Consider the following 23,274-nt stretch of genomic DNA (forward strand, 5'->3'; position numbering starts at 1 on the left):
TTGGTCGCTACCCCCGGCCCCACCGGCCCCGCCCGCGCCGCCGAAGCCGCCGGCACCGCCGGCACCGCCGTTACCGCCCGTCGCATTGCCGAAGCCGGGTAAGTCTGAGGAGCCCGTACCGCCGGCGCCGCCGGTGCCGCCGGTGCCGTTGCTCCCGCCAGTCCCGCCGGTCGCGCCGTCACCGCCAGCGGCGTTGGCGGTAACCGTGACCGTCTGGTTTTGCCCGGCAGCACCGGTGCCGGCCTGAATACCTGGGCTCGGGTTGACCGCGTCGGCACCGGCGAGACCCGCCCCGCCTGTCCCGCCGGCGCCGCCGTCGCCGACCAGGCCGACGGCATTGCCGCCGTGACCGCCCATGCCGGCGAGGCCACCGTTGACTCCGGCGACGCCGACCCCGCCGGTGCCGCCCATCCCGCCGTTGCCATAGAGCCGCCCGCCGGACCCGCCGCTGCCGCCCGCGGCGCCGCCGCCGCCGGCTCCGCCGACGCCGCCGTTGCCCCACATCCCCGCTGCGCCGCCCGCACCGCCGGCATGTCCGGCCAGCGTCGAGTCACCCCCGCGGCCGCCGTTGCCGTACAGGATGCCGCCGGCCCCGCCGGCCTGCCCGACCCCGTTGACGGTCTGCCCGGCCGCGCCGTCGCCGATCAGCGGGCGCCCCAGCAGCGCCTGCGTCGGTGCATTGATCACACCGAGCACCTGGTCCTCGATCAGCTGCAGCGGCGATGCGTTGGCGGCCTCTGCGGAGGTGTACGCCCCCGCCCCCAGGGCCAACGACCGCACGAATTGCGCGTGGAATGCGGCGGCTTCGGCGCTGAGCGATCGATAGGCCTGCGAGTGCGCGGAGAACAACGCCGCGATGTGTTCGGACACTTCGTCCGCGGCGGCGGAGATCACTCCCGAGGTCGGCGCGGCCGCCGCGGCATTGGCCGCGTCGATCCTCGATCCGATATTGGCGAAATCGGAAACCGCTGCCGTCAAACCCTCCGACGACACAACAAGAAACGACATGGCATCAGCGACCTCTCACCCCCGACAGTGAGCATCAAGCAGAACGGAATGATAGCCGCACACGTCCGGAATATTTGTGTTTCATCAGATTTCGCTATGCCCAGTTCGCAACGGCAACTTGGCATTTGGTGACTTTCGGAGGGACACCGATTTCGCCGATGAGTATGTCCCGCGCGATGGACCGTTTCTGACTAGCATCGTCGGCGTGCTGCCCGAGCGACTTCGCACCGACGAGGCGCAGCTTCATCGCCTGGCCGACGGCCGCGAGTTGGCCTACCTGGAATGGGGCGAGGCCACCGGTTATCCCGCCTTCTACTTTCACGGAACGCCAAGCTCCAGGCTCGAGGGTGTGTTCGCCGACGGTGCAGCCAAGCGGCACGGGTTCCGGCTTATTGCGGTCGACCGCCCCGGATTCGGACGTTCGACTTTCCAGCCCGGACGCAATTTCCGCGATTGGCCGGCCGACGTCTGTGACTTGGCCGACGCGCTGGGTCTGCGGGAATTCGGCGTGGTCGGGCATTCCGGAGCCGGGCCGCACCTGTTTGTCTGCGGCGCTGTGATACCGCCGACGCGGCTCCGCTTCATCGGCGCTTTCGCGCCGTGGGGTCCGTTGGCGACGCCGGAGATCGTGAGTGCCCTGAACGCGACCGACCGCGCCTACAGCGCTCTCGCGAATCTCGGAGCCTGGACCTTCGACGCCGCGTTCGTCCCACTGGGCTGGTGCGCGAAGTACCGACCCGGCCTTTTCTGCCGCTTGCTGACGGCGTGGGTGCCTTCCGCGGAACGCCGGCACCTGGGTGACGAACTGTTCCTCCGGCACTTCCTCGCGACACAGCTCGAAGGCTTCCGGCAGGGTGGTCGCGGCGGAGGGTACGAATCGTTCCTGCTCTATCGTCCGTGGGGGTTCGAGGTCAGCGAGGTCGCTGTGCCCACCCATATTTGGCAGGGCGACCGCGACTCCTTTGTCCCGTCGGCCATGGGGCATTATTTCGAGCGCACGATTCCTGGCGTGGAGCTGAACTGGTCTGAAGGTGAGGACCACTTCAATGTCGAGGACTGGGACGCAATCCTCGCGGCCTGTGCGGCTGATCTTTAGGTCAACCCGAAAAGCGAGCCCAGGAAGGCGACCGGCAGCCACAGCGCCAGCGCGGCGTAAATCGGGATGAGTAGCAGAAAGCCCAGATAATAGAGATAAGCCAGCGTCTGCCAGAACAGTCCCGTTACCGTGCTGATCAACGACGAGAACACCTGGTCGAGCGAGGGAAGGCCGGCGGCGGCGGTCGCGGGCAGCAGCAACGATGCGTTGGCCGCTTCCGCGCCGGCGTAGGAGTTTGCCGCTGCGTTGAGGTGCTGGACGAACTGCTGCTGATAGGCCGCCGCCCGTCCCGCCGCCGCTTGATAGTCCTGCCCGAACTCGGAAAACAGTTGTGCGACAGCCGCCGAAACCTCGTCGGCGGCCGCGGGAAGCACCGCTCGGGTCGACACCGCCGTCGTCTGGTTGGCCGCGGTGAGCGTTTGGCCAATAGTGGCCACGTGCGTTGCGGCCTGGGCGAGCAGGTCCGGCACGGCGACTACCGCGGACATGGCCATCATCGAAACAGTGCCGAGGTCCCGGGGCAAGCGGCGCGTGAGTCAGCAGTTAAGTCGTGGTGCGACCGATATCTCGCCGAGACGTCACAAGTTGTAGGGCGGGAACAGTGAAACCTTGTTGAAAGCCAAAAAGGCGAGCAGCGCGACAATGAAAATTGCGAAGAGTAAATCTAGAGGAAGCATCACGATCAGCACGGGAAGCCCGAGCATCGCGCCGAATATTTGCGAAAAGGGTTGCGGCAGAGCGGCAATCGATGCCGCCAATTGGTAGTAGGAGGTGAATCCGCTGTTGACCAACCGGCCGATGATTTCGAAGGCCAGCTGCTGTAATGAACTCGCGTTGACCGCCTCGGCGCCGGCGTAGGAGCCCGCCGCCGCCGTCATCGTCTGTACGAACTGGTCGTGGTAAGCCGACGCCTGCGCGGCCGCGTGCTGGAAGTCCTCGGCATACTGGGAGAACAGCTGGGTGATGCCCGCCGACACCTCGTCGGCAGCGGGCGGCAGCAGCGCCTGGGTGGGGCCCGCCGCTTGCAGGTGAGCCGCGATGAGCGTCGAGTCAATGGCCGTGAGGTCCGTCGCCGCCTGGGCGATCGTTGCCGGGTTCGCGATCATGAGATCAGTGTCAGGCCGGGCGAACCGTGCCGTCCTCGGTAGTCGACTACTTAATCCGCGGCGCTATTCGCGCCTCAGCCGCGACTCGACGAAGCTCTCGAGTTTCTCCCACGCCCGCACCGCCGACGCGTACGGCCCGGCGGGCTTGCTCGCCGAGTCGGGCTCGAGCACGTAGGCGATCAGTTTGCCCAGCGGTTTGCCCTTGTCCAGGGCCTTGTCGACCGTGCTCTCCTCGGAGTAGTCGCCGATGTCGCGCAGCAGCTCCACGGCCAGGTCGAGTTGTTCGCGATCCACTGCCTCCGGCCCGTCGGCGAAATCGTCGGCCAGCCCGCTGAGCACGTAGACGTTCTCGTCGGTGATGTCGATCTTCAGCGAGCCGTCGGTGGCCGCGGTGCGGATGTCGTCGTAGGTCGCCAGGTCCGACAGGTCATGGTCGTGCTCGTCGGCGAGATAGCGGGCCAGGGCCCGTTCCGAGGAGAACACACTGATGCGACCGTTGCGGCCCAGGAAGATCGGGCGGTCATCGAGGTAGCAGCGCAGCGTGTAGAACGTGCCGGCGCCGGTCATGATCCGGATCGGGTCGATGCCTACCTGTGCCCAGAAGTCCTCGTCGCTGCCCAGTACGACGGTGTCGCCTTCGGCGCGCTCGTCGTCTTCTTCGTCTTCTTCCTCGCTGTCCTCGTCGTCCTCTTCCGCGGACTCCTGCGCGCTCTCTTCGGCCTCGTCGGTCGCCTCGTCGGACTCCTCGGCGGCCTCGTCTTCTTCTTCCTCGAGTTCCTCTTCGAGTTCTTCCTCGGCCCGTTCCGACAGCTTCTCGTCCACCTCGGGCGTGCTGACCACGTCGTCGATCGCCTTGAGCACGTCGTCCCAGCTGCGGCCGATGATCTCGGCGATGGCGTTCCAGCGCTTCTGGCCCGCTTTGCCGGTGAAGTGGTCGATCCCCCCGGACACCGTGCCCAGGGTGGGATTGCCGTTGAAGAACTTCGAGATCGCCGGCAACTCGCAGACCGACCCGATGGACGACACGATCGCCAGCGTTTCGGCCAGCGCGGCCACCGACTCCTCGGTTGGCTTCTCGGCAACCAGTTCCTCGACGGCCACCAGATCGAACCGCTTGTCGTCGGCCGGGTCCAGCTTCTGCGCGTGGGCTTCGGTGATGTCCTGCCACCCCGGGTGGTCGACCAGGTCGTTGTCCTCATCGGTGCGGACGAACGCGACCAGATCCGCAACGCTGTCGAAAACGTAGAGGTCGTCGTCCTTGCCCAGGAACGCCTCCCACTCGTCCCCGGAGTCGCGCCAGCGGGGCGCCCACAACGTGTAGCGGTCGCCTTCGGACAGGCTCAGGCGGATGGGCACGAGGTCAGCAGCCATGCGGCACACAATAGCGACCCGGCCTGTTGGCGCTTACCCGCCCCAAATAGTTGTGATCACCGGAGCGGTTGCTGCATAACCCGTTTTCGGCAGGCCGTACATCTCCTCCAGCGTGGACAGCACGTTGTAATGACTGATGGTCTCGTTGTAGCTGCCCGGTTGCACGTGCGCTCCGTAGAACACCGTCGGGATCTGATTGCGCGGTCCGCCGTCGTCTTCGTCCCAAGTCAGTATCAGCAGGCTGTTGTTGGCCCGTGCCCAGTTGGCGTAGGCCGACATCCGGCTGTTCAGCCAGGCGTCGCCCTGGGCGATCGAGCCGTCGTGCATGTTGTTGTCGTTGTTGGGAATGACGAACGACACCGTGGGCAGGCTCGCGTAGTTCCCGGGGGCCGGGAACGCGGAAAACGGCACGGAGACGGTAGCCGGGACGTTGCTGAAGTTCACCCAGGGCACGTGCTTGCGCGCATATTTGCCGGCGCTGCAGGCGGTCGAGCCCACCGCGGGCAGGTCCTCCGAGTAGCCACCGAAGGTGTGCCCGGTGGCCAGCAGCTCGGACGCGAGGTTCGGTTGGGCACCGACATCCACCGGGCAGCTGTCCTTGGTGAGCCCGAAGGTGTTCCCGGCGAACAACGCGAGGTAGTTCGGTTCGCTGGGATGCGTCTCGGCGAATGACTGCGCCATCATCGCCCCGCCGGCCGCCAGCGCGTTGATCCACGGCGCCGCCTTGTTGCCGATGATGTTGGCTTGCGAGCGGTTCTCCTCGATCACGATCACCACGTGCGCGTACGACGGCAGCGTCGCCGCGGCCAGCGCCACCCGGGGAACCGGCACGATCACCGCACCCAACGCCGCCAAGACGCAGAAACCCCTGGTCAGACGACGTCCGAGCGCTCGCATGCCGGGAGTATATGGGCGGCCCGACCCCGCTCCGGGGACAGAAACGCGCGTGTCAGCAGGCCTGAACCCGATCGTTATATAGGGTCACACCCCGTGGACGTCCACGTCATAGACCATCCGTTGGCCGCGGCCCGGCTGACCGTGCTGCGTGACGAGCGCACCGACAACGCCGCCTTCCGGGCCGCGCTGCGCGAACTGACCCTGATGCTGGTCTACGAGGCCACCCGCGACGCACCCACCGAGCCGGTGCAGATCCGCACCCCGGTCGGCGACACTGTCGGGGTCCGCTTGGCCAGACCGCCACTGCTGGTGCCGGTGTTGCGGGCGGGGCTGGGCATGGTCAACGAGGCTCACGGTGTGCTGAGCGAGGCGCATGTCGGGTTCGTCGGCATGGCCCGCGATGAGAAAACTCATCAACCCGTGCCCTACCTCGAGTCGCTGCCCGACGACCTGACCGACGTGCCGGTGATGATCCTGGACCCGATGCTGGCCACCGGAGGGTCGATGGTCTACACCCTCGGCCTGTTGCTGTCCCGCGGGGCGACCGACATCAAAGTGCTGTGCGTGTGCGTGGCGCCGGAGGGCATCGCCGCGGTCGAGAAGGTGGCGCCGAACGCGCGGCTGTACACCGCCGCGATCGACGAGGGGCTCAATGAGACGGCCTTCATCGTGCCCGGGCTGGGTGACGCGGGGGACCGGCAGTTCGGGCCGCGCTAGCGGCGATCGCAAGCGCAGCGGAGCCGGGCGCGGCGGGTCGCCGCCACCGGGCTGAACTACCAGCTTCGAACCTGTGTGACCAACTCCCCGGACAGCGCGCGTGCCCGGTGCCGCGCGGCCTCCAGGTCACCGTGCACCGCACACCGGACTTCCAGGTAGCACTTCAGTTTCGGCTCCGTCCCCGACGGCCGCACCACCACCCGCACCGACGTGTCGCCGTCGCCGCCGGCGAGGATCAGGGCGTCGGCGATGTCTTTGCGGGCCGCGACGAAACCGGCCAGCCGATCCGGCGGATCGTCGCGCAACCGGGCCAGCAGGGCGGCGGCTTCCGCACTGTCGGCGACGCGGCGGGGCACCGCGGCCACCTCATGCACGCCGTAGCGGCGGGCGAGGTCGTCGAGCAGTTCGGGCACCGGACGGCCGCGCAGCGAGGCAACCAGATCACACACCAACACCGCGGCGCTGATGCCGTCCTTGTCCCGCACTGCCTGCGGATCGACGCAGTGGCCGATCGCTTCTTCGTAGGCGTAGACCAATGTCCCGGGACGCTCGGCGTCGGCGCGCGCCAGCCATTTGAAACCGGTGAGGGTTTCGACGTGCTGCGCGCCGTGGTGAGCGGCGATCGCAGCCAGCATGCGCGAGGACACCACCGTGCTGGCCACCGTTCTGGGTCCTGTCGCGGGCTGCGAAAGGATGTAATCGCCCAGCAGCCAACCGGTTTCGTCGCCCGAGAGCATCCGCCAGCCGGACGGCGCCGGGATCCCCACCGCACACCGGTCGGCGTCGGGATCCAGTGCGATCGCGACGTCGGCGCCGACGCCGGCCGCCAGTGCCAGCAGCGCATCGGCAGCGCCGGGCTCCTCGGGATTGGGGAACGCGACGGTGGGGAAGTCGGGGTCCGGTGCGAACTGCGCGTCGACCACGTGCACGTCGTCGAAGCCGGCCCGGCGCAGCGTCTCGACCGCCACCGCGCCGCCCACCCCGTGCATCGGGGTCAGCGCCACCCGTATCGAACCGGTGCCGCGCCGCACTCCTGCCGCCCGGCGAATGTACTGCTCGACCAGATCGGTGTCGGCGGGGGTGACAGTGCGGCGCGGGATTTCGTCGGCCGGGGGAGCGTCGGTTATTGCGGCTTCGATCTGGCGGTCGGTCGGGGAGACGATCTGGATGCCGCCGTCCAGATAGACCTTGTAGCCGTTGTCGGTGGCGGGGTTGTGTGACGCCGTGATCTGGATGCCCGCGACGGCCCCGGTGGCCCGCACCGCGAAGGCCAGCACCGGCGTCGGCACCGTGCCGGGGAACAGCAGCACTGAAAGTCCTTGTGCAGCAAGGGCTTCGGCAGCAGCGGTGGCGAATTCCGCCGAGCCGCGCCGGGCGTCGCGGCCCACGATCACCGTGCCGGACCGCTCGAGCACCTGCGCCAGCGCCCAGGTGGCCCGCAACACCACGGCCAGGTTCATCGCGTCCGGTCCGCCGCGCACCGGCCCACGCAGGCCGGCGGTGCCGAACGTCAGTGGCCTGGCGAACCGCGCGGCGAGTTCGGCCGGACCCAGGGCGGCAAGCTCGGCGGCCGTCTGTGGATCGGGGTCGTGGGCGATCCAGTCCTCGGGCGTCACGGATCAGAACCGGGCTATCACGTCGGCCAGCAACGAACCCATCCGGGCGGCCGACGCCGCCCCGGCGGCCAGCACCTCGGCGTGGCTCAGCGGCTCACCGGTGATCCCGGCCGCCAGGTTGGTCACCAGCGACACTCCGAGCACTTCGGCGCCCGCCGCCCGCGCCGCGATGGTCTCGTGCACCGTCGACATCCCCACCAGGTCGGCGCCCAACAGTCGCAGCATCCTGATCTCGGCGGGCGTCTCGTAGTGCGGGCCCGGCAGGCCCGCGTACACGCCTTCGGCCAGCCTCGGGTCGCACTCGCGCGCCAGCGCCCGCAACCGCGGAGCGTATGCATCGGTCAGGTCGACGAACTGCGCGCCCACCAGCGGCGACCGTGCGGTCAGGTTGAGGTGGTCGCTGATCAGGACCGGTTGTCCGACCTCCATGTCGGTGCGCAGTCCGCCTGCTGCGTTGGTGAGCACGACGATCCGCGCTCCCGCCGCGCAGGCCGTCCGGACCGGGTGCACGACGTGTTGCAGGTCATGGCCCTCGTAGGCGTGGATGCGGCCGGCGAGCACCAGCACCCTGCGTGCGCCGAGCGGCACCGACAAGACTTCACCCGCATGCCCCTCCGCCCTGGGTGGCGTGAATCCGGGGATCTCGGTCTGCGGCAGCACGGCGGTCGGTGAGCCCAGCGCGGCGATCGCCGGCGACCATCCCGAGCCCAGCACCACGGCGACGTCGTGGGAGCCGATGCCGGTGCGTTCGGCGATGACGTCCGCCGCCTGGGCTGCGAGTTCGCTGGTCACACTCGGCGAGACTACTTGCTCGGGCACCGGCGCCCGGCGTATGTGATGATCTGCCTTGTGCGGCATCACAAATCGCTTTACGTCCTCGCCGCGGCGGCCGTGTTGGCCGTCAGCGCGCTGTTCGGCGGCCCGATACCCAGGGCGGTCGCCGACGACTGTCCCAACGTCGAGCTCGTGTTCGCCCGGGGGACCGCCGAGCCGCCCGGGATGGGCGTCGTCGGCGACGCCCTCGAAGCCGCGCTGCGGCCGAAACTGGGCGCGCGCAGCCTGGGCGTCTATCCGGTCAACTACGCGGCCAGCTACAACTTCCTGACGACCGCCGACGGTGCCAACGACGCGCGCGACCACATCGCCTTCATGGCCGATCAGTGCCCGCGGACCAGGATTGTGCTGGGCGGGTTCTCGCAGGGTGCCGCCGCGGTCTCGATGCTGGCGGGGGTGCCGCCGCTGGGAGACACCGTCGGCGAATTCGGTTCGGCCCCCGAGCTCGATCCAGTCTTGGCCCAGCGGGTCGCCGCGGTCGCGGTGTTCGGGAATCCGGGCATCCGGTTCAATGTCCCGCTGTCGTCCACCGGCCAGTTCGCCGGCAGGGCGATCGACCTGTGCAGCCCCGGGGACCCGGTGTGCACGGTCGGCGGGCGCGACCGGCTCGCGCACCGCGAATACGCGGACCCGCCGTACCCCGGCCAGGCGGCGGGGTTCATCGCCGGGCGGGTTTGACCGTCGGTGAGATACTGCGTGGATGCCCGCCATTAGCCCGCTGGACACCGTCGAGGCGACAGTGCGGCGCCGCGGCGGCGACCTGGTCGAGCTGTCTCACGCCATCCACGCGCAACCCGAGCTGGCGTTCGACGAACACCGCAGCTGCGCCAAGGCCAAAGAGCTGGTGGCGCAACGCGGTTTCCAGATCGCCCCGGTCGACGGCCTGGACACCGCTTTCCGCGCCGATTTCGGCAGCGGGCCGCTGGTCGTCGGGGTGTGCGCGGAGTACGACGCCCTGCCGGAGATCGGCCACGCCTGTGGCCATAACATCATCGCGGCGTCGGGAGTGGGCACCGCGCTGGCTCTGGCCGAGGTCGCCGACGAGCTGGGACTGACGGTGGCGCTGCTGGGCACTCCCGCCGAGGAGTCCGGCGGCGGCAAAGCGCTGATGCTGCGGGCCGGCACATTCGACGACGTCGCAGTGGCCGTGATGGTGCACCCGGGGCCCACCGACATCGCCGGCGCGCGGTCGCTGGCATTGTCCGAGGTCACCGTGGACTACCGAGGCAAGGAGTCGCACGCCGCCGTCGCACCGCATCTGGGTCTCAACGCCGTCGACGCGGTGACCGTCGCGCAGGTGGCCATCGGTTTGTTGCGTCAGCAGCTGGCGCCCGGTCAGATGATGCACGGCATCATCACCGACGGCGGGCAGGCGGTCAATGTCATCCCCGGGCGGGCGGCGCTGAAGTACGCGATGCGCGCCGTCGAGTACGACTCGCTGCGTGAGCTGGAAGGCAGGATGTACTCCTGTTTCGCCGCCGGTGCGCTGGCCGCGGGCTGCGAGTACGAGATCAACGAGGCCGGCCCCGCCTACGCCGAACTGAGGCCCGACCAGTGGCTGGCGGATGTATGTCGTGAGGAGATGCGCCGCCTCGGGCGCGAACCGGTGCCGGCCGCCGTAGAGGCGGCGCTGCCGTTGGGCAGTACCGACATGGGTAACGTGACGCACGTGCTGCCCGGTATCCACCCGGTGATCGGGGTCGACGCCGGGGGCGCGACCGTCCACCAGCGTGCCTTCGCGGCCGCGGCGGCGGGGCCCAGTGCCGACCGCGCGGTGGTCGAGGGCGCGATCATGCTGGCCCGCACCGTCGTCGCGCTGGCCGCGGACCCTGCTCAGCGGGACCGGGTGCTGGCGGCCCGACAGCACAGGGCGGCCGCATCGTGAGTCTGGTCGACAGCGCCGAGTCGTGGCTGGCCGCCCACTACGACGACCTCGTGGACTGGCGCCGGCACATCCACCGCTACCCGGAGTTGGGCCGCCAGGAGTTCGCCACCACACAGTTCGTCGCCGAGCGCCTGGCCGACGCGGGGCTCAATCCCAAGGTGCTGCCCGGCGGGACGGGTCTGACCTGTGATTTCGGGCCAGAGCATGCGCCCCGGATAGCGTTGCGCGCCGACATGGACGCGCTGCCGATGGCCGAGCGGACCGGGGCGCCGTACGCCTCGACGATGCCCAATATCGCGCACGCCTGTGGCCACGATGCGCACACCGCGATCCTGCTCGGGACGGCGCTGTCGCTGGCCTCGGTGCCCGAACTTCCCGTCGGGGTGCGGTTGATCTTCCAGGCCGCCGAAGAGCTGATGCCCGGTGGCGCGATCGACGCGATCGCGGCCGGGGCGTTGACCGGGGTGTCGCGGATTTTCGCGCTGCACTGCGACCCCCGGCTGGAGGTCGGCAAGGTCGCCGTCCGGCTGGGACCCATCACCTCGGCGGCCGACCAGCTCGAGATCACCCTGTATTCGCCGGGCGGGCACACCTCGCGCCCCCACCTGACCGCCGACCTGGTCTACGGTCTGGGCACCGTGATCACCGGGCTGCCCGGTGTGCTGTCGCGCCGCATCGACCCGCGCAACAGCACCGTGCTGGTGTGGGGCGCGGTCAACGCGGGCGTGGCGCCGAACGCGATTCCGCAGTCCGGGGTGCTGGCCGGGACCGTGCGCACGGCCAGCCGCCAGACCTGGATCGACCTGGAGGCGATCATCCGCGAGGCCGTCACCGGCCTGCTGTCGCCGCTGGCCATCGAGCACACCCTCGAGTACCGGCGTGGGGTGCCGCCGGTGGTCAACGAAGACATCTCGACGCGCATCCTGACCCACGCCATCGAAGCCGTCGGCCCCGACGTGCTGGCCGATACCCGGCAGTCCGGGGGTGGGGAGGATTTCTCCTGGTACCTCGAAGAGGTTCCAGGGGCGATGGCGCGACTGGGGGTGTGGTCGGGGGATGGGCCGCAGCTCGATCTGCACCAGCCGACGTTCGACCTCGACGAGCGGGCGCTGGCGATCGGCGTGCGGGTGATGGTCAACATCATCGAGCAGTCCGCCGCTTTCTGAGGGCGGGCCCCGGGGCTCCTTCGGGGCGCGAGCGTGCGCTGCGGTACGGCGACACGCCGCGGGAGGTGGCATTTGGTGCACGCTCGGCGGGTGAATTGTGCCGCAGACAGGACGCCCAGACGATAACCCCGTGAGTGCAGAGCTCGACCGGCTGCTTATCGCGCAAGGCGGCGTTGTGACTACCGCTCAGGCGCTGGCCTTCCTGTCCCGCCGAGATCTGCAGCGCTACGTGAAATGCGCTGCTCTGCAGCGGGTTTGGCGCGGGATTTACTCCCGCGACGACCCGACCGTGGCACTTCGGCTGCGCGGGCTGGACCTGTTGACGGGCACAAATGTCGCTGCATGCATGGGCACCGCCGCGGCAGCGTACGGTTTCGACACCGAGCGGACTGCCTCGCTGCACGTGCTGGACCCCGATGGGCGACAACTGCGATCGACCAACGGTCTGGTTGTGCATCGGCGTGACGGCGCTCCGCTGACGACGGTCGGCGGACGGACTGCAACAGCACCGGCATGGACGGCAATTGAGGTCGCGCGCGGGCTCCGTCGGCCTCGTGCGCTGGCGACACTCGACGCCGCGTTGCGCAGCCGAACGTGTGGCCGCGAGCAACTTATGCGGGTTCTCGACCTGCAGTCCGGGCGCCGCGGCATAGTGATCGCTCGTGAAATGGTCTCCCTCGCTTCACCTTTGGCTGAGTCACCAATGGAAAGCGAGGCCCGCCTGGTCATGCTCGACGGAGGACTGCCACCGCCAGTGTTGCAGTACGAAGTCGTAGATTTAAGCGGCCGGCTCTGGCGGCTGGACTTCGCCTGGCCGGAATACCGCGTCGCCGCCGAGTATGACGGCGTCGACTGGCACAGCGGACCCGACGCATTCCGTCGAGACCGCGCCCGTGCCGCTGCGTTGCAGGACCTCGGCTGGGTCGTGGTGCCGATCATCGCCGAGGATGTCCGGCATCAACCCGCGCAACTCGTCCGGCGGATCGAGTCGCGACTCGCGCACGCGCGAGCCGCCTGAGCAGGCCCACCCGACGAGGGTGCGGCTGATGCCGGCCCCGACGGCGTGTCGATGTACGCGAGTGCACGCTCGCGCCCGGGGTGAAGAGCCCCTACTCCGGACTGGCGGGCCCCGGGCCGATGTTGCGGGCCGGCCGGGTGCGTAGGTCATGCACGTAATCCGCCGGGGCCCCGGCTATTTCGGCGGCGTCGGCCATCACGCCCAGATACTGCGCCGACGGCAGTCCGCCCTCCCAACCGTCCAGCACATAGAGCCATGCCAGCACCGGGTCGATGTCGGTGTCCGACGACTCCCGCTCCACCCGGCAGCGGATCTTCTTGTGGACGCCGAACTCGGAGCCCTCCCACTGGTCCAGCTTCATCTCGTCGGCCGGCGTCATGTCGTACAGCACCACGAACACCCGCGAGTCCGGGTCCTCGACGATGGTGGCCAGTGCGCCTTCCCAGCCGATGTCCTCGCCGCCGAACGTCAGGCGCCACCCCGGTAACCAGCCAGTTCCCGCCATCGGCGAGTGGGGTGCACGCTTGAGCATCTGCTCGGGATGCATGTTCGACCCGTAGGCGGCGTAGAGCGGCACGGAGAAAGCTTAAACTCCGCCCTGCGCGGGGCCGCACCGCCGGACTAGGTTATGGGCTGTGGTGACCCGCATCGTGATCCTCGGTGGAGGCCCGGCCGGCTACGAAGCGGCCCTGGTGGCCGCCAACGCAAAACCCGACGACGTCGAAGTCACCATCATCGATTCCGATGGTGTCGGCGGCGCGGCGGTCCTCGACGACTGCGTGCCGTCCAAGACATTCATCGCCTCCACCTGGCTGCGCACCGAGCTGCGCCGCGCGCCGCGGCTGGGCTTCGAGATCGACATCGACGACGCCAAAATCGACCTGCCGCAGATCCACGACCGGGTCCGCAGGCTCGCCTCCGAGCAGTCGGCAGACATCGCCGAGCAGCTACGCAGCGTCGGAGTGAAGCTGGTGCACGGTCGCGGGGAACTCGTCGACCCCACCCCCGGCCTGGCCCGCCACCGGCTCAAGGCGACCGCCCCCGACGGCACCGTCACCGAGCACGACGCCGACTTCGTGCTGATCGCCACCGGGGCCAGCCCGCGGGTGCTGCCGTCGGCCCAGCCCGACGGCGAACGCATCCTCACCTGGCGCCAGCTCTACGACCTGAAAACCCTGCCGGAACACCTGATCGTGGTGGGCTCCGGCGTCACAGGTGCCGAGTTCGTGCACGCGTACACCGAGCTCGGGGTCCAGGTCTCGGTGGCGGCCAGCCGGGACCGGGTGCTGCCCTACGAAGACGCCGACGCCGCCGCGGTGCTGGAGGAGTCGTTCGCCGAACGCGGCGTCAACCTGTTCAAGAACGCCCGCGCCGAGTCGGTCACCCGCACCGAGGACGGGGTGCTGGTCACGATGACCGACGGCCGCACCATCGAGGGCAGCCACGCCCTGATGACGATCGGCTCGATCCCCAACACCAGCGGCCTGGGCCTCGAGCGCGTCGGTATCGAACTGAGCCCCGGTGACTACCTCAAGGTGGACCGGGTGTCGCGGACCTCGGTACCGGGCATCTACGCCGCCGGCGACTGCACCGGTCTGCTGCTGCTGGCCTCGGTCGCGGCCATGCAGGGCCGCATCGCGATGTACCACGCGCTGGGCGAGGGAGTGAACCCGATCCGGCTGCGCACGGTGGCGGCGACGGTGTTCACCCGCCCCGAGATCGCCGCGGTCGGGGTGCCGCAGTCGGCGATCGACGACGGCGAGTTCAGCGCCCGGACCATCATGCTGCCGCTGCACACCAACGCGCGGGCGAAGATGTCCGGCTTAAGACAGGGTTTCGTCAAGATCTTCTGCCGCAAATCCACCGGCGTGGTGATCGGCGGCGTCGTGGTGGCGCCCATCGCCTCGGAGCTGATCCTGCCGATCGCGGTGGCCGTCACCAACCGCATCACGGTCAACGAGTTGGCCCAGACGCTCGCCGTTTACCCGTCGTTGTCCGGTTCGATCACCGAGGCGGCACGGCGCCTGATGGCGCACGACGATCTGGACTGAAGACCGCCCCAACGGCCGCCGACGAACTAGCCTGGTTGGGCGAACGCCTACCGACAAGTAACCGACAGGAGTCCTTCGTCGTGAGCAACCCGAGCAAGGCAGCCGACAGCGAGCAGACCTGGTCCGATGGGTCGCTGGGACCGCAGCAGCGCGCGCAGGCCTGGGAGCGCCTCGGCTCCGAGCAGTTCGACGTGGTGGTGATCGGCGGTGGTGTGGTGGGCGCCGGGTGCGCCCTGGACGCCGCCACCCGCGGACTCAAGGTCGCCCTCGTCGAAGCCCGGGATCTGGCCTCTGGCACGTCCAGTCGCTCGTCGAAGATGTTCCACGGCGGCCTGCGCTACCTGGAACAACTCGAGTTCGGTTTGGTGCGTGAGGCGCTCTTCGAACGCGAACTGTCCCTGACCACGCTGGCGCCGCATCTGGTCAAGCCGCTGCCGTTCCTGTTCCCGCTGACCAAGCGCTGGTGGGAGCGTCCCTACATCGCGGCCGGCATCTTCCTGTACGACCAGCTCGGCGGCGCCAAATCCGTTCCGGCGCAGAAGCATCTGACCCGCGCGGGCGCACTGCGGCTGAGCCCCGGCCTCAAGCGCAGCGCCCTGATCGGCGGCATCCGCTACTACGACACCGTGGTCGACGACGCCCGTCACACCATGACGGTGGCGCGTACGGCCGCGCACTACGGCGCGGTGGTGCGCTGCTCCACGCAGGTGGTCGCGCTGCTGCGCGAGGGCGACCGGGTCACCGGCGTGCGGGTGCGCGACTCCGAGGACGGCTCGATCACCGAGGTGCGCGGGCATGTCGTGGTCAACGCGACCGGGGTCTGGACGGATGAGATCCAGGCGCTGTCCAAACAGCGCGGACGGTTCCAGGTGCGCGCCTCCAAGGGCGTGCATGTCGTGGTGCCGCGCGACCGCATCGTCAGCGACGTCGCGATGATCCTGCGCACCGAGAAATCGGTGATGTTCATCATCCCGTGGGGCAGCCACTGGATCATCGGCACCACCGACACCGACTGGAACCTCGACCTGGCCCATCCGGCCGCCACCAAGGCCGACATCGACTACATCCTGACCACGGTCAACGCCGTGCTGGCCACTCCGCTGACGCACGCCGACATCGACGGGGTGTACGCCGGGCTGCGCCCGCTGCTGGCCGGGGAGAGCGACGAGACCTCCAAGCTGTCCCGCGAACACGCGGTGGCGGTGCCGTCGGCGGGTCTGGTCGCCATCGCCGGCGGCAAGTACACCACCTACCGGGTGATGGCCGAGGATGCGATCGACGCCGCGGTGCAGTTCATCCCGACCAGGGTGGCGCCGTCGATCACCGAGAAGGTGAGCCTGCTGGGTGCCGACGGCTACTTCGCGCTGATCAACCAGGTCGAACACGTCGGCGAGCGGGTCGGACTGCACCCCTACCGGGTCCGCCATCTGCTGGACCGCTACGGCTCGATGATGGACGACGTGCTGGCGCTGGCGGCCGACCATCCCGAACTGCTGACCCCGATCAAGGACGCGCCCGGCTACCTGAAGGTGGAAGCGGTGTACGCCGTCGCGGCCGAGGGGGCCCTGCACCTCGAGGACATCCTGGCCCGGCGGATGCGCATCTCCATCGAGTACTCGCACCGCGGCGTGGACTGTGCCCGCGAGGTGGCAGACCTGGTCGCACCGGTGCTGGGCTGGAGCGCCGACGACGTCAACCGCGAGGTCGCCAACTACAAGGCGCGGGTGGAGGCCGAGGTGCTCTCGCAGGCCCAGCCCGACGACGTCTCCGCCGACGAGCTGCGAGCCAGCGCACCCGAGGCACGCGCCGAGATCCTGGAGCCCGTCCCGCTGAACTGAGGACTCATGTCCCTAGCCAGGTGTCGGTGGCCCGGGTGAGCATGAGGGCGTGAAACGACACTCCGTGAGTGCTGTGCTGGGAACGGGCATCGCCGGGCTGGCCGGCTGGGACCTCTGGCAACGCCGGCACACCATCCTGCGCAACTACCCCATCGTCGGCCACCTGCGGTTCATCCTGGAAGCCGTCGGGCCGGAGCTGCGGCAGTACATCGTCACCGACAACAACGCGGAGAAACCGTTCAGCCGCGACCAACGGCGCTGGGTGTACACCTCGTCGAAGATGAGCAACCGTTACTTCGGTTTCGGCACCGACAACGACCTGGAGCGCGCCCACAACTACCCGATCATCAAGCATGCGGCGTTTCCGGTGTCGGCCCCGGACGGCGATCCCGGCCACCCCGACCCGAAGGTGCCGCTGCCGGCGGCCAAGGTACTCGGCGGAGCGCGCAACCGCACCAAGGCATTTCGGCCGGAATCGCTGGTCAACGTATCGGGGATGAGTTTCGGGGCGCTGGGCGGTGCGGCGATCACCGCGCTGAACCAGGGCGTCGCGATGGCCGGCGCCATGCAGAGCACAGGCGAGGGCGGAGTGTCGCCGTATCACCTGCACGGCGGCGACCTGGTCTGGCAGATCGGCACCGGGTATTTCGGCTGCCGCAACGACGACGGCACCTTCAGCCTGCCGCGGTTGATCGACCAGGTGGCCGCGACCCCGTCGATCCGGGCCATCGAGATCAAGCTCAGCCAGGGCGCAAAGCCCGGGCTGGGCGGAATGCTGCCCGGCGCCAAGGTCACCGACGAGATCGCCAAGATCCGCGGTATCCCGGTGGGGGTGGACTGCAAGAGCCCGGCCGGGCATTCGGCCTTCCGCGACGTCGACGGTCTGCTGGAGTTCGTCGAGACGATCGCCGCCGCGACGGGGCTGCCGGTGGGCATCAAATCGGCGGTCGGCGAAGACGCGTTCTGGCCGGAGTTGGCGGCGCGGATGGCCCGTACCGGGCGCGGCGTGGACTTCGTGACGGTCGACGGCGGCGAGGGCGGCACCGGCGCGGCGCCGCTGGTGTTCAGCGACCATGTCGCGCTGCCCTTCAAGTGGGCGTTTCCGAGGGTCTACCGCGCCTTCGCCGAGCAGGGTCTGCACCACGACGTGGTGTTCATCGGGTCGGGCAAGTTGGGCATTCCGGAGAACGCGCTGCTGGCCCTGGCGCTGGGTTGCGACCTGATCAACGTCGGCCGTACCGCGATGTTCGCCATCGGGTGCATTCAGGCGCAGCGCTGCCACACCGGCCGCTGCCCGACCGGCGTCGCGACGCAGTCGGCCTGGCTGCAGCACGGCCTGGACCCGGCCCTGAAGTCGGTGCGCTGCGCCAACTATCTGGCCACCCTGCGCTTCGAGTTGCTGTGCCTGGCCCGGGCCTGCGGCCACGTGCACCCCGCCCTGGTTCCGCTGAACGCGATCGAGGTGCTCGACGTCGACCTGCAGTCGGCGCGGGCCGAGGATTTGTTCGACTACAAGCCAGACTGGGGGCTGCCCGGGCCGGCCGACGTCGAGGCGATCACCGCACTGGCTAACGCCCTAGGAAGCTGACGCCGCTGCCCGCAACTCCATCAACCGGCCACGCACGATGTGCTCGACGAGGATCGGGACGAACTGCTGCACCGGCGCGTCGACGAACTGCTGAGCGGCGTCTTCGCACCATTGCCTGATCTGTGGGCGCAGAGCCGCCGTGCGCTGCTGGTCGCCGCGGCCTTCATGCTGGGCCAGTTTCTCTGCCACGTCAGCTACCGATCGTGCCACCAGCGAACGGCTCGCGGCGTTGACGTCGTCGTCGGAGCCTGAGCGTGCCTCCTGCAGGGCTTGCTCGCCACTCTGTTCGCTGGCGTCCGGCGGGATGACCTGCAGGCTCAGGTGGGTCCGTCGTGTCCGATCAGGATGATGCCGGCCGGCTCGTCGCCGCTGAAGCCCAGCAGTTCGATGGTGCGTCCGCCGATCTCGAGCACCGACGCGGCGCCGTCCCAGCTGCTGAGGTGGTAGCCGACCATGGCGATCGGCCCCAGTTCCTCGGCCAACGACGTCACCAGGCCGGGCAGTTCGTCGGTCAGTCGTCTGGACCGCGGCCACCAGGCCCCGTCAACATGCTCAGAAATTCGCCGAAAAGGCTTGATTTCCAACCGGGTTGGACGCTGCATCACATAAAAATACGGTCGTCGTGAACAGCTCGCGAGCGCAGCGGCCCAACAGCGGGCGAACTTTCGGTTAAGCGGGCGCGAAATCGTTGACCCGGCCGATGATCTGGCGAGCGCCGTACGACGCGCGAGCCAACAGGCCGGGTGCGAGCACCGCCACCAGGCAGGCAGCCGCCGCGGCCAGCAGCCCCTGACCCCACCCCAGCGGGCCCACCGGGGTGCACCCGAACAGCTGGCTCAGACCAGGAGTGGATATCACCACCGCGAGCACGACGAGGGAGCCACCAGCGGTGGCCACCACCAGCCCGCTGCGCGAATCGGCCAGCGTCTGCACGAGCTGGGTGGCTACCAGCCCGATCAGCGCCACCGTCGCCGCCCGGCGCCGGGTGCCGGTGGCGCGGCCCATCGCCCACGCCAGCATGGCGCCGATCGTGGTGGCGACCCCACGGATGCCGATGGCGCGCCACATCGCCGCCTCGTCGCGGTCGACCGCGCCGTCGTGGTTCTGCGGGCTGACCGCGAGCGCGGCGGCCGGCAGCGCATCGGTGAGCATGTTGACCAGAAGCATCTGCCGGGCGTTGAGCACCGATCGGCCGGTCAGCAACGTGGTGATCAATGCGAAGCACAGTTCCCCGGTGTTGCCGCCCAACAGCACCGACACCGCCGAGTGCACCCGCCGCCACAGCTGCTGGCCTTCGTCGAGCGCGTCGAGCAGCCCTTCGATCCGCCCGTCGAGCAGCACCATGTCGGCGGCGGTGCGGGCGGCGTCGCTGCCGCGCGCGGCCATCCCGATCCCCACGCTGGCCGCCCTGATCGCGGCGGCGTCGTTGACGCCGTCCCCGACCATCGCGGTGACCAGCCCGGCCTTCTCCAGCGCCTGGACCACCTCCACCTTGTGTTCCGGCGACATCCGGGCGAACACCAGCCTGGATTGCACGGCGGCCGCGCGCTGCCTGGCATGTAGCGACTCCCAGTCACTTCCGGTGATGACCTGACCAGCGGAGACGTCCATGCCCAGGTCCCGGGCGATCGCGGTCGCGGTGGCGGGATGGTCCCCGGTGATCAACCGGACCTCGATATCGCGCTTGGCAAGCTCGGTGAGCACCGCCTGCGCCAACGGCCGCGGCGTATCGGCGAGCCCGAGCAGCCCGACAGCGGTGAGTTCAGCGCCGCACAGGCTCTCCAGCAGATCCGGATCCGCCGCGGCGGCCGTGGCTTGGTCGCGGGTGAGCCGGCGTTCGGCCACCGCCAGCACCCGGAAACCGTCGCCGGCCATCTCCTCGATCGCCCGAGTCAACGGACCGTCGCGGTGGGCGAGCGCCGACACGAGCACCTCCGGTGACCCTTTGATGGTCAGCCGGGTGCCGACGAGCGCGGCCGCGTACGGGCGGCCGGACTGGAAAGGCAGGAACGCGTCCCGGTTCGGCCGCGGGCGCGGCCGCGAACCGTCGGCGGCCTGGACGATCGCGTCGTCGGTGGCGTGTTCGACGCGGTGCGCGTGCCTGGAATACGTTGTGCTCAGCGCCGCGTCGAGCACCTCGTCGGCGTCGAAGCCCGCCGCCGGACGCACCGCCTTGACCGTGAGCCGGTTCTCGCTCAGCGTGCCGGTCTTGTCGAAGCACACCACGTTCAACCGGGCCAGCGCCTCGACCGAGTGGGCGTTGCGGATCAGCACCGAATCGCCGGTGAGCCGGCGCGCGGCGGCCAGCTGGGCCAGCGTCACCACCAGCGTCAACCCCTCCGGGATCGCTGCCACGATCAACGTGACCGCGCCGGCCACCGCCTCCCGCAGGGGGGTGCCCCGCGCGACGCTCAGCAGTCCGACCATGGCCCCGCCGCCGACGCTGAACGGCAGTGCGCGCTGGGTGATTCGGCTCAGCTGCCGCTGCAGCCCGATCTCGCGGGACTTTCTCGGCGTCATCGCGAGCGCCCGGCGCATCTCGGTCCGCGAACCCACCGTGGTCACCACGGCCACCGCCGTGCCCGCGACCATCGTGGTGCCGGCGTAGAGCATGCAGGTCCGTTCGGCCAGCGGCGCGCCCGGCGTCGCCTCGGTCTGCTTCGACACCGGCAGCGACTCGCCCGTCAGCGTCGATTCGTCGACGTCCACGCTGGAGGCGTGCAGTAGTCGCGCGTCGGCCGGAACCACCTCCCCCGCACGGACTTCGATGATGTCGCCCGGACGCAGCCGTTTGGCGGGCACCTTCTCGCGGCGCCTCTCGTCGAGCGGGCCCACCCGCCGCCGCGCCGGCGGATCCTGCACCGCCTGAAGGCGATTGAGAATGCGTTGGGCGCGCAGCTGCTGCTCGGCCGACAGTGCCGCGTTGAGCAGCAACACGTTACCCACCAGGAACGCGTCCAGCGGTGAGCCGAGCAGCGCACTGGCCGCCGCACCGGTGGCCAGCAGCGGGGTGATGGGATCGGACAGGTCGTTGCGCATCTCGTCGGTGAAATCGCGCGCGAGGCGCCACGATTTCGTCGTCGCGCCGCCCAGCACCCGCACCGGCAACCACCGTCGCCACCAGGCAAGCGCCGCTTCGGCGGCTTGGTCGGGCGGTCGCGGCAACAGCCGCCGCACCTCCCGCACCGGCAGGCCGTGCCAGTCGTGTCCGGCCTCCGGCTCGGGTATCGGGTCCCCGAAAATCTTTGCAGCCGAACGTAAACCGAACCACAGGCTGGCCGCCATGCCGAGGTTCACCGACACCGAGCTGCGCCCCGGGACGCCCGGGATCAGCATCAGCGCACCGACGGCCGAGGCCGACGCCGACAGCCGGATCGCGTTGTCGGTGGCAGCCCGGGCGGCGGGCAGCGCGTGCAGCATCCGCCAGGCGCCGGTGAGGTCGGCGACCACGACGTCGGCGCCCCAGGGGAGGGTGTACCCCTGCCGCAGCACGCCGATAGTGACGTCGGAGTCATGGGCGGCCCGCATCGCCGAGGTGGTCAGCAACGCCACGGTGGCCCCGCCGGCCTTCAGCTCCGCCACGGCTGCGGCCAACGCTTCGTCGACCGACCCGTCCAAGGGGTAGAGATGGTCGAATCCCTGTGCCAGCGAACGCAATCCGTCGTCTTCGAGGCAGAGTACCCGCGGTCGCGAGCGGCGCGCCTCGGTGACGACCGCCGCGGCGTACGGATCTCGAACCGGACTGATCAGCGCCTGACCGTCGTCGCCGGCTCCGGGAATGTCCGCCAGCCGGTGCCATCCGGGTGTCAGCCCGTCCTCCGCCAGTGCGGCGCGGACCGCGTCCCAGGCGGTGGTGCGCTGCGAATCCGCCACTCCCAGAACGCGACTCACTGTCAGGTCGTTGGTGTACAGGGCCCGAGGGTCGATCATGACGGCGTCGACCCGGTCGAGTAGGCGCAGGGCGCGTGGGTGCAGCACCAGGGCGTCGTGCCGGTTCGTCAGGCCCCGGCTCATCGCGCAGCCGAATCCCTCGCGGATGGCGCGCAGCGGCTTCGGCACGGCGGCCAGCGCCGCCGCGCCGGCCGCATCGGCGTTGCGCGACAACAGGCCTATCGCGGCGGCGGCGGCGACGCCGGCCGCGCCGGCCCGGTTCGCATAGCGCTCCGCGGGACCGTCGGGGAACGTCGGGGCGATCCTCGGCGCGCCGGTCTCCGGACCCGGGTGACTGGCCAGCGCGGGTTCATGGCGGTTCCACGCCAGCCGGCCGTTCCACGCCTCGGCAGCCAGCAGCACGCGGGTAGCGGCTTCGGCGGCCGCCGCCGCGGGCGACACCGTCAGTGCCGCAGCGGTCGCGTTGACGACGCCGAACAACAGGTCGGCGCCGTCCGGTCCGAGCCGGCGGTCCACCTCGCGGCGCAACCGCGGCAGGTGGTCGGCCAGCGTCGGCGGCACCGCCAGCAGGTCAGGCAGTCGGGGTAGCCGCAGCAGGCTGCCGGTCAGCGAAAGGCCAAGGCCCACAGTGGCGGCGGTGGCCGCGGCAACTCTGCCCAGCAGGACCGCGTCGTCCCCGGGCAGGCTGATCGGTTGCTCCCGGGGCAACCCCCGACGGCCACGGCGTTCGGCCTCGCCGACGATCCGGCACAGCTGGGCCGTGGACGGTGCGGCGGCCTCGGTGTCCAGCGTGACGACCACCCGGGCCAGCGTCGGGTTCAGGTGTGCCGCCCGCACACCCGCGGTAGCGCGGACCGCCGCCAGCACGTCGGCGGCCGTCTGCGCGGCGTGCTCGTCGCGCAGCCCTCGCACCTCGATCCAGCGCCGGTCGCCGTTGCTGCTGGTACGGCGCACCGATGGGCCACCGATCGCCTCGATCGCCACGCCTGCGGCGGTGCGCGCCAACGCCGGAATGTCGGGCGTGGCATGCGCCACCGACCTGCCCACCCGTGTTGCCGCGCCGCCTCCCAGCAGCGCGGTGCCCGCCACCAGGCCCCATCCGGGCAGACGCATAGGCAGCAGAGTAGTCCCGCAACGCGGGCGCCGCAGGAGCGTTTGGGTGGCCGTTCAGATGCCCTTCGTCACTTGTGCA

General features: G+C 69.7%; 19 protein-coding genes and 1 pseudogene. 9 read left to right on the plus strand and 11 right to left on the minus strand.

The annotated features are described in order from the left end of the window. A partial coding sequence (locus AO501_RS19785; protein ID WP_156452693.1) for a PE family protein occupies positions 1-1,008 on the minus strand: 1,008 nt, incomplete at its 3' end. Positions 1,009-1,216: 208 nt separating this feature from the next. On the opposite strand from AO501_RS19785, the gene AO501_RS19790 reads away from it, so the two are divergent. Continuing rightward, the gene (locus AO501_RS19790; protein WP_055579356.1) at positions 1,217-2,104 is read left to right on the plus strand and encodes an alpha/beta fold hydrolase; all 888 of its coding nucleotides are present in this window, start codon (positions 1,217-1,219) and stop codon (positions 2,102-2,104) included. On the opposite strand, the gene AO501_RS19795 is transcribed toward AO501_RS19790, so the two are convergent. From AO501_RS19795 to AO501_RS19810, 4 genes are all read right to left on the minus strand, one after another. Continuing rightward, positions 2,101-2,592, minus strand: coding sequence for a PE family protein (locus tag AO501_RS19795; RefSeq protein WP_082658737.1), 492 nt, complete (start codon positions 2,590-2,592; stop codon positions 2,101-2,103). The genes AO501_RS19790 and AO501_RS19795 overlap by 4 nt on opposite strands. Positions 2,593-2,682: 90 nt before the next feature. Next, positions 2,683-3,210 (minus strand): PE family protein, encoded by a 528-nt coding sequence (locus AO501_RS34570; protein WP_063892898.1) that lies wholly within the window; start codon positions 3,208-3,210, stop codon positions 2,683-2,685. A gap of 63 nt (positions 3,211-3,273) precedes the next feature. Then, positions 3,274-4,581, minus strand: a complete 1,308-nt coding sequence (locus AO501_RS19805) for a hypothetical protein (protein ID WP_055579320.1) — start codon at positions 4,579-4,581, stop codon at positions 3,274-3,276. Positions 4,582-4,614: 33 nt separating this feature from the next. Then, positions 4,615-5,478, minus strand: a complete 864-nt coding sequence (locus tag AO501_RS19810; RefSeq protein WP_055579321.1) for an alkaline phosphatase family protein — start codon at positions 5,476-5,478, stop codon at positions 4,615-4,617. Positions 5,479-5,571: 93 nt separating this feature from the next. Here AO501_RS19810 and upp point away from each other — a divergent pair, with 93 nt between their 5' ends. Then, positions 5,572-6,195 (plus strand): uracil phosphoribosyltransferase, encoded by a 624-nt coding sequence (gene upp / locus AO501_RS19815; protein ID WP_055579322.1) that lies wholly within the window; start codon positions 5,572-5,574, stop codon positions 6,193-6,195. Between the two features lie 56 nt (positions 6,196-6,251). Here the strand turns inward: upp and AO501_RS19820 are convergent, their stop codons facing one another. Then, positions 6,252-7,811: a phospho-sugar mutase gene (locus AO501_RS19820; RefSeq protein ID WP_055579323.1), complete on the minus strand. Its 1,560-nt coding sequence runs from the start codon at positions 7,809-7,811 to the stop codon at positions 6,252-6,254. Between the two features lie 3 nt (positions 7,812-7,814). After that, entirely contained in the window at positions 7,815-8,669 is an 855-nt protein-coding gene (locus AO501_RS19825) for a purine-nucleoside phosphorylase (protein WP_082658736.1), read from the minus strand. Between AO501_RS19825 and AO501_RS19830 the strand changes: the two genes are divergently transcribed. The 4 genes from AO501_RS19830 to AO501_RS19845 all read left to right on the plus strand — a co-directional run bounded on the left by AO501_RS19830 (position 8,649) and on the right by AO501_RS19845 (position 12,714). After that, positions 8,649-9,323 (plus strand): cutinase family protein, encoded by a 675-nt coding sequence (locus AO501_RS19830; protein WP_055579325.1) that lies wholly within the window; start codon positions 8,649-8,651, stop codon positions 9,321-9,323. The genes AO501_RS19825 and AO501_RS19830 overlap by 21 nt on opposite strands. Before the next feature lie 22 nt (positions 9,324-9,345). Beyond that, positions 9,346-10,530 (plus strand): M20 family metallopeptidase, encoded by a 1,185-nt coding sequence (locus AO501_RS19835; protein WP_055579326.1) that lies wholly within the window; start codon positions 9,346-9,348, stop codon positions 10,528-10,530. Continuing rightward, positions 10,527-11,696, plus strand: a complete 1,170-nt coding sequence (locus tag AO501_RS19840; RefSeq protein ID WP_055579327.1) for a M20 family metallopeptidase — start codon at positions 10,527-10,529, stop codon at positions 11,694-11,696. The genes AO501_RS19835 and AO501_RS19840 overlap by 4 nt, the downstream gene beginning before the upstream one ends. 130 nt (positions 11,697-11,826) lie before the next feature. Beyond that, on the plus strand, positions 11,827-12,714 hold the full coding sequence (locus AO501_RS19845; RefSeq protein ID WP_055579328.1) for a type IV toxin-antitoxin system AbiEi family antitoxin domain-containing protein: 888 nt from the start codon (positions 11,827-11,829) through the stop codon (positions 12,712-12,714). Positions 12,715-12,805: 91 nt separating this feature from the next. Here AO501_RS19845 and AO501_RS19850 read toward each other — a convergent pair whose 3' ends face one another. Further along, positions 12,806-13,291: a gamma-glutamylcyclotransferase gene (locus tag AO501_RS19850; RefSeq protein WP_055579329.1), complete on the minus strand. Its 486-nt coding sequence runs from the start codon at positions 13,289-13,291 to the stop codon at positions 12,806-12,808. A 58-nt stretch (positions 13,292-13,349) separates the two neighbouring features. On the opposite strand from AO501_RS19850, the pseudogene AO501_RS19855 reads away from it, so the two are divergent. The 3 genes and pseudogenes from AO501_RS19855 to AO501_RS19865 form a co-directional block, all read left to right on the plus strand. Further along, positions 13,350-14,827: pseudogene (locus AO501_RS19855) on the plus strand (NAD(P)H-quinone dehydrogenase); the annotation flags it as partial. Positions 14,828-14,845: 18 nt separating this feature from the next. Continuing rightward, positions 14,846-16,603 carry a glycerol-3-phosphate dehydrogenase/oxidase gene (locus AO501_RS19860; protein WP_055579331.1) on the plus strand — a complete coding sequence of 586 codons (1,758 nt, stop codon included), beginning with the start codon at positions 14,846-14,848 and terminating at the stop codon, positions 16,601-16,603. Between the two features lie 49 nt (positions 16,604-16,652). Next, a complete protein-coding gene (locus tag AO501_RS19865) occupies positions 16,653-18,191 on the plus strand; it encodes an FMN-binding glutamate synthase family protein (RefSeq protein WP_055579332.1) in 1,539 nt (512 codons plus the stop codon). On the opposite strand, the gene AO501_RS39530 is transcribed toward AO501_RS19865, so the two are convergent. The 3 genes from AO501_RS39530 to AO501_RS19875 form a co-directional block, all read right to left on the minus strand. Continuing rightward, entirely contained in the window at positions 18,180-18,380 is a 201-nt protein-coding gene (locus tag AO501_RS39530; RefSeq protein WP_231752551.1) for a three-helix bundle dimerization domain-containing protein, read from the minus strand. The genes AO501_RS19865 and AO501_RS39530 overlap by 12 nt on opposite strands. A 128-nt stretch (positions 18,381-18,508) precedes the next feature. Further along, complete coding sequence (locus AO501_RS39535; RefSeq protein ID WP_231752552.1) at positions 18,509-18,793, minus strand: DUF5994 family protein; 285 nt, start codon at positions 18,791-18,793, stop codon at positions 18,509-18,511. A gap of 67 nt (positions 18,794-18,860) precedes the next feature. Continuing rightward, entirely contained in the window at positions 18,861-23,195 is a 4,335-nt protein-coding gene (locus AO501_RS19875; protein ID WP_055579333.1) for a cation-translocating P-type ATPase, read from the minus strand. Between the last annotated feature and the right edge of the window lie 79 nt (positions 23,196-23,274).

Origin of the sequence: Mycobacterium gordonae, assembly GCF_001417955.2 — a bacterium.
Taxonomy (GTDB): domain Bacteria; phylum Actinomycetota; class Actinomycetes; order Mycobacteriales; family Mycobacteriaceae; genus Mycobacterium; species Mycobacterium gordonae_B.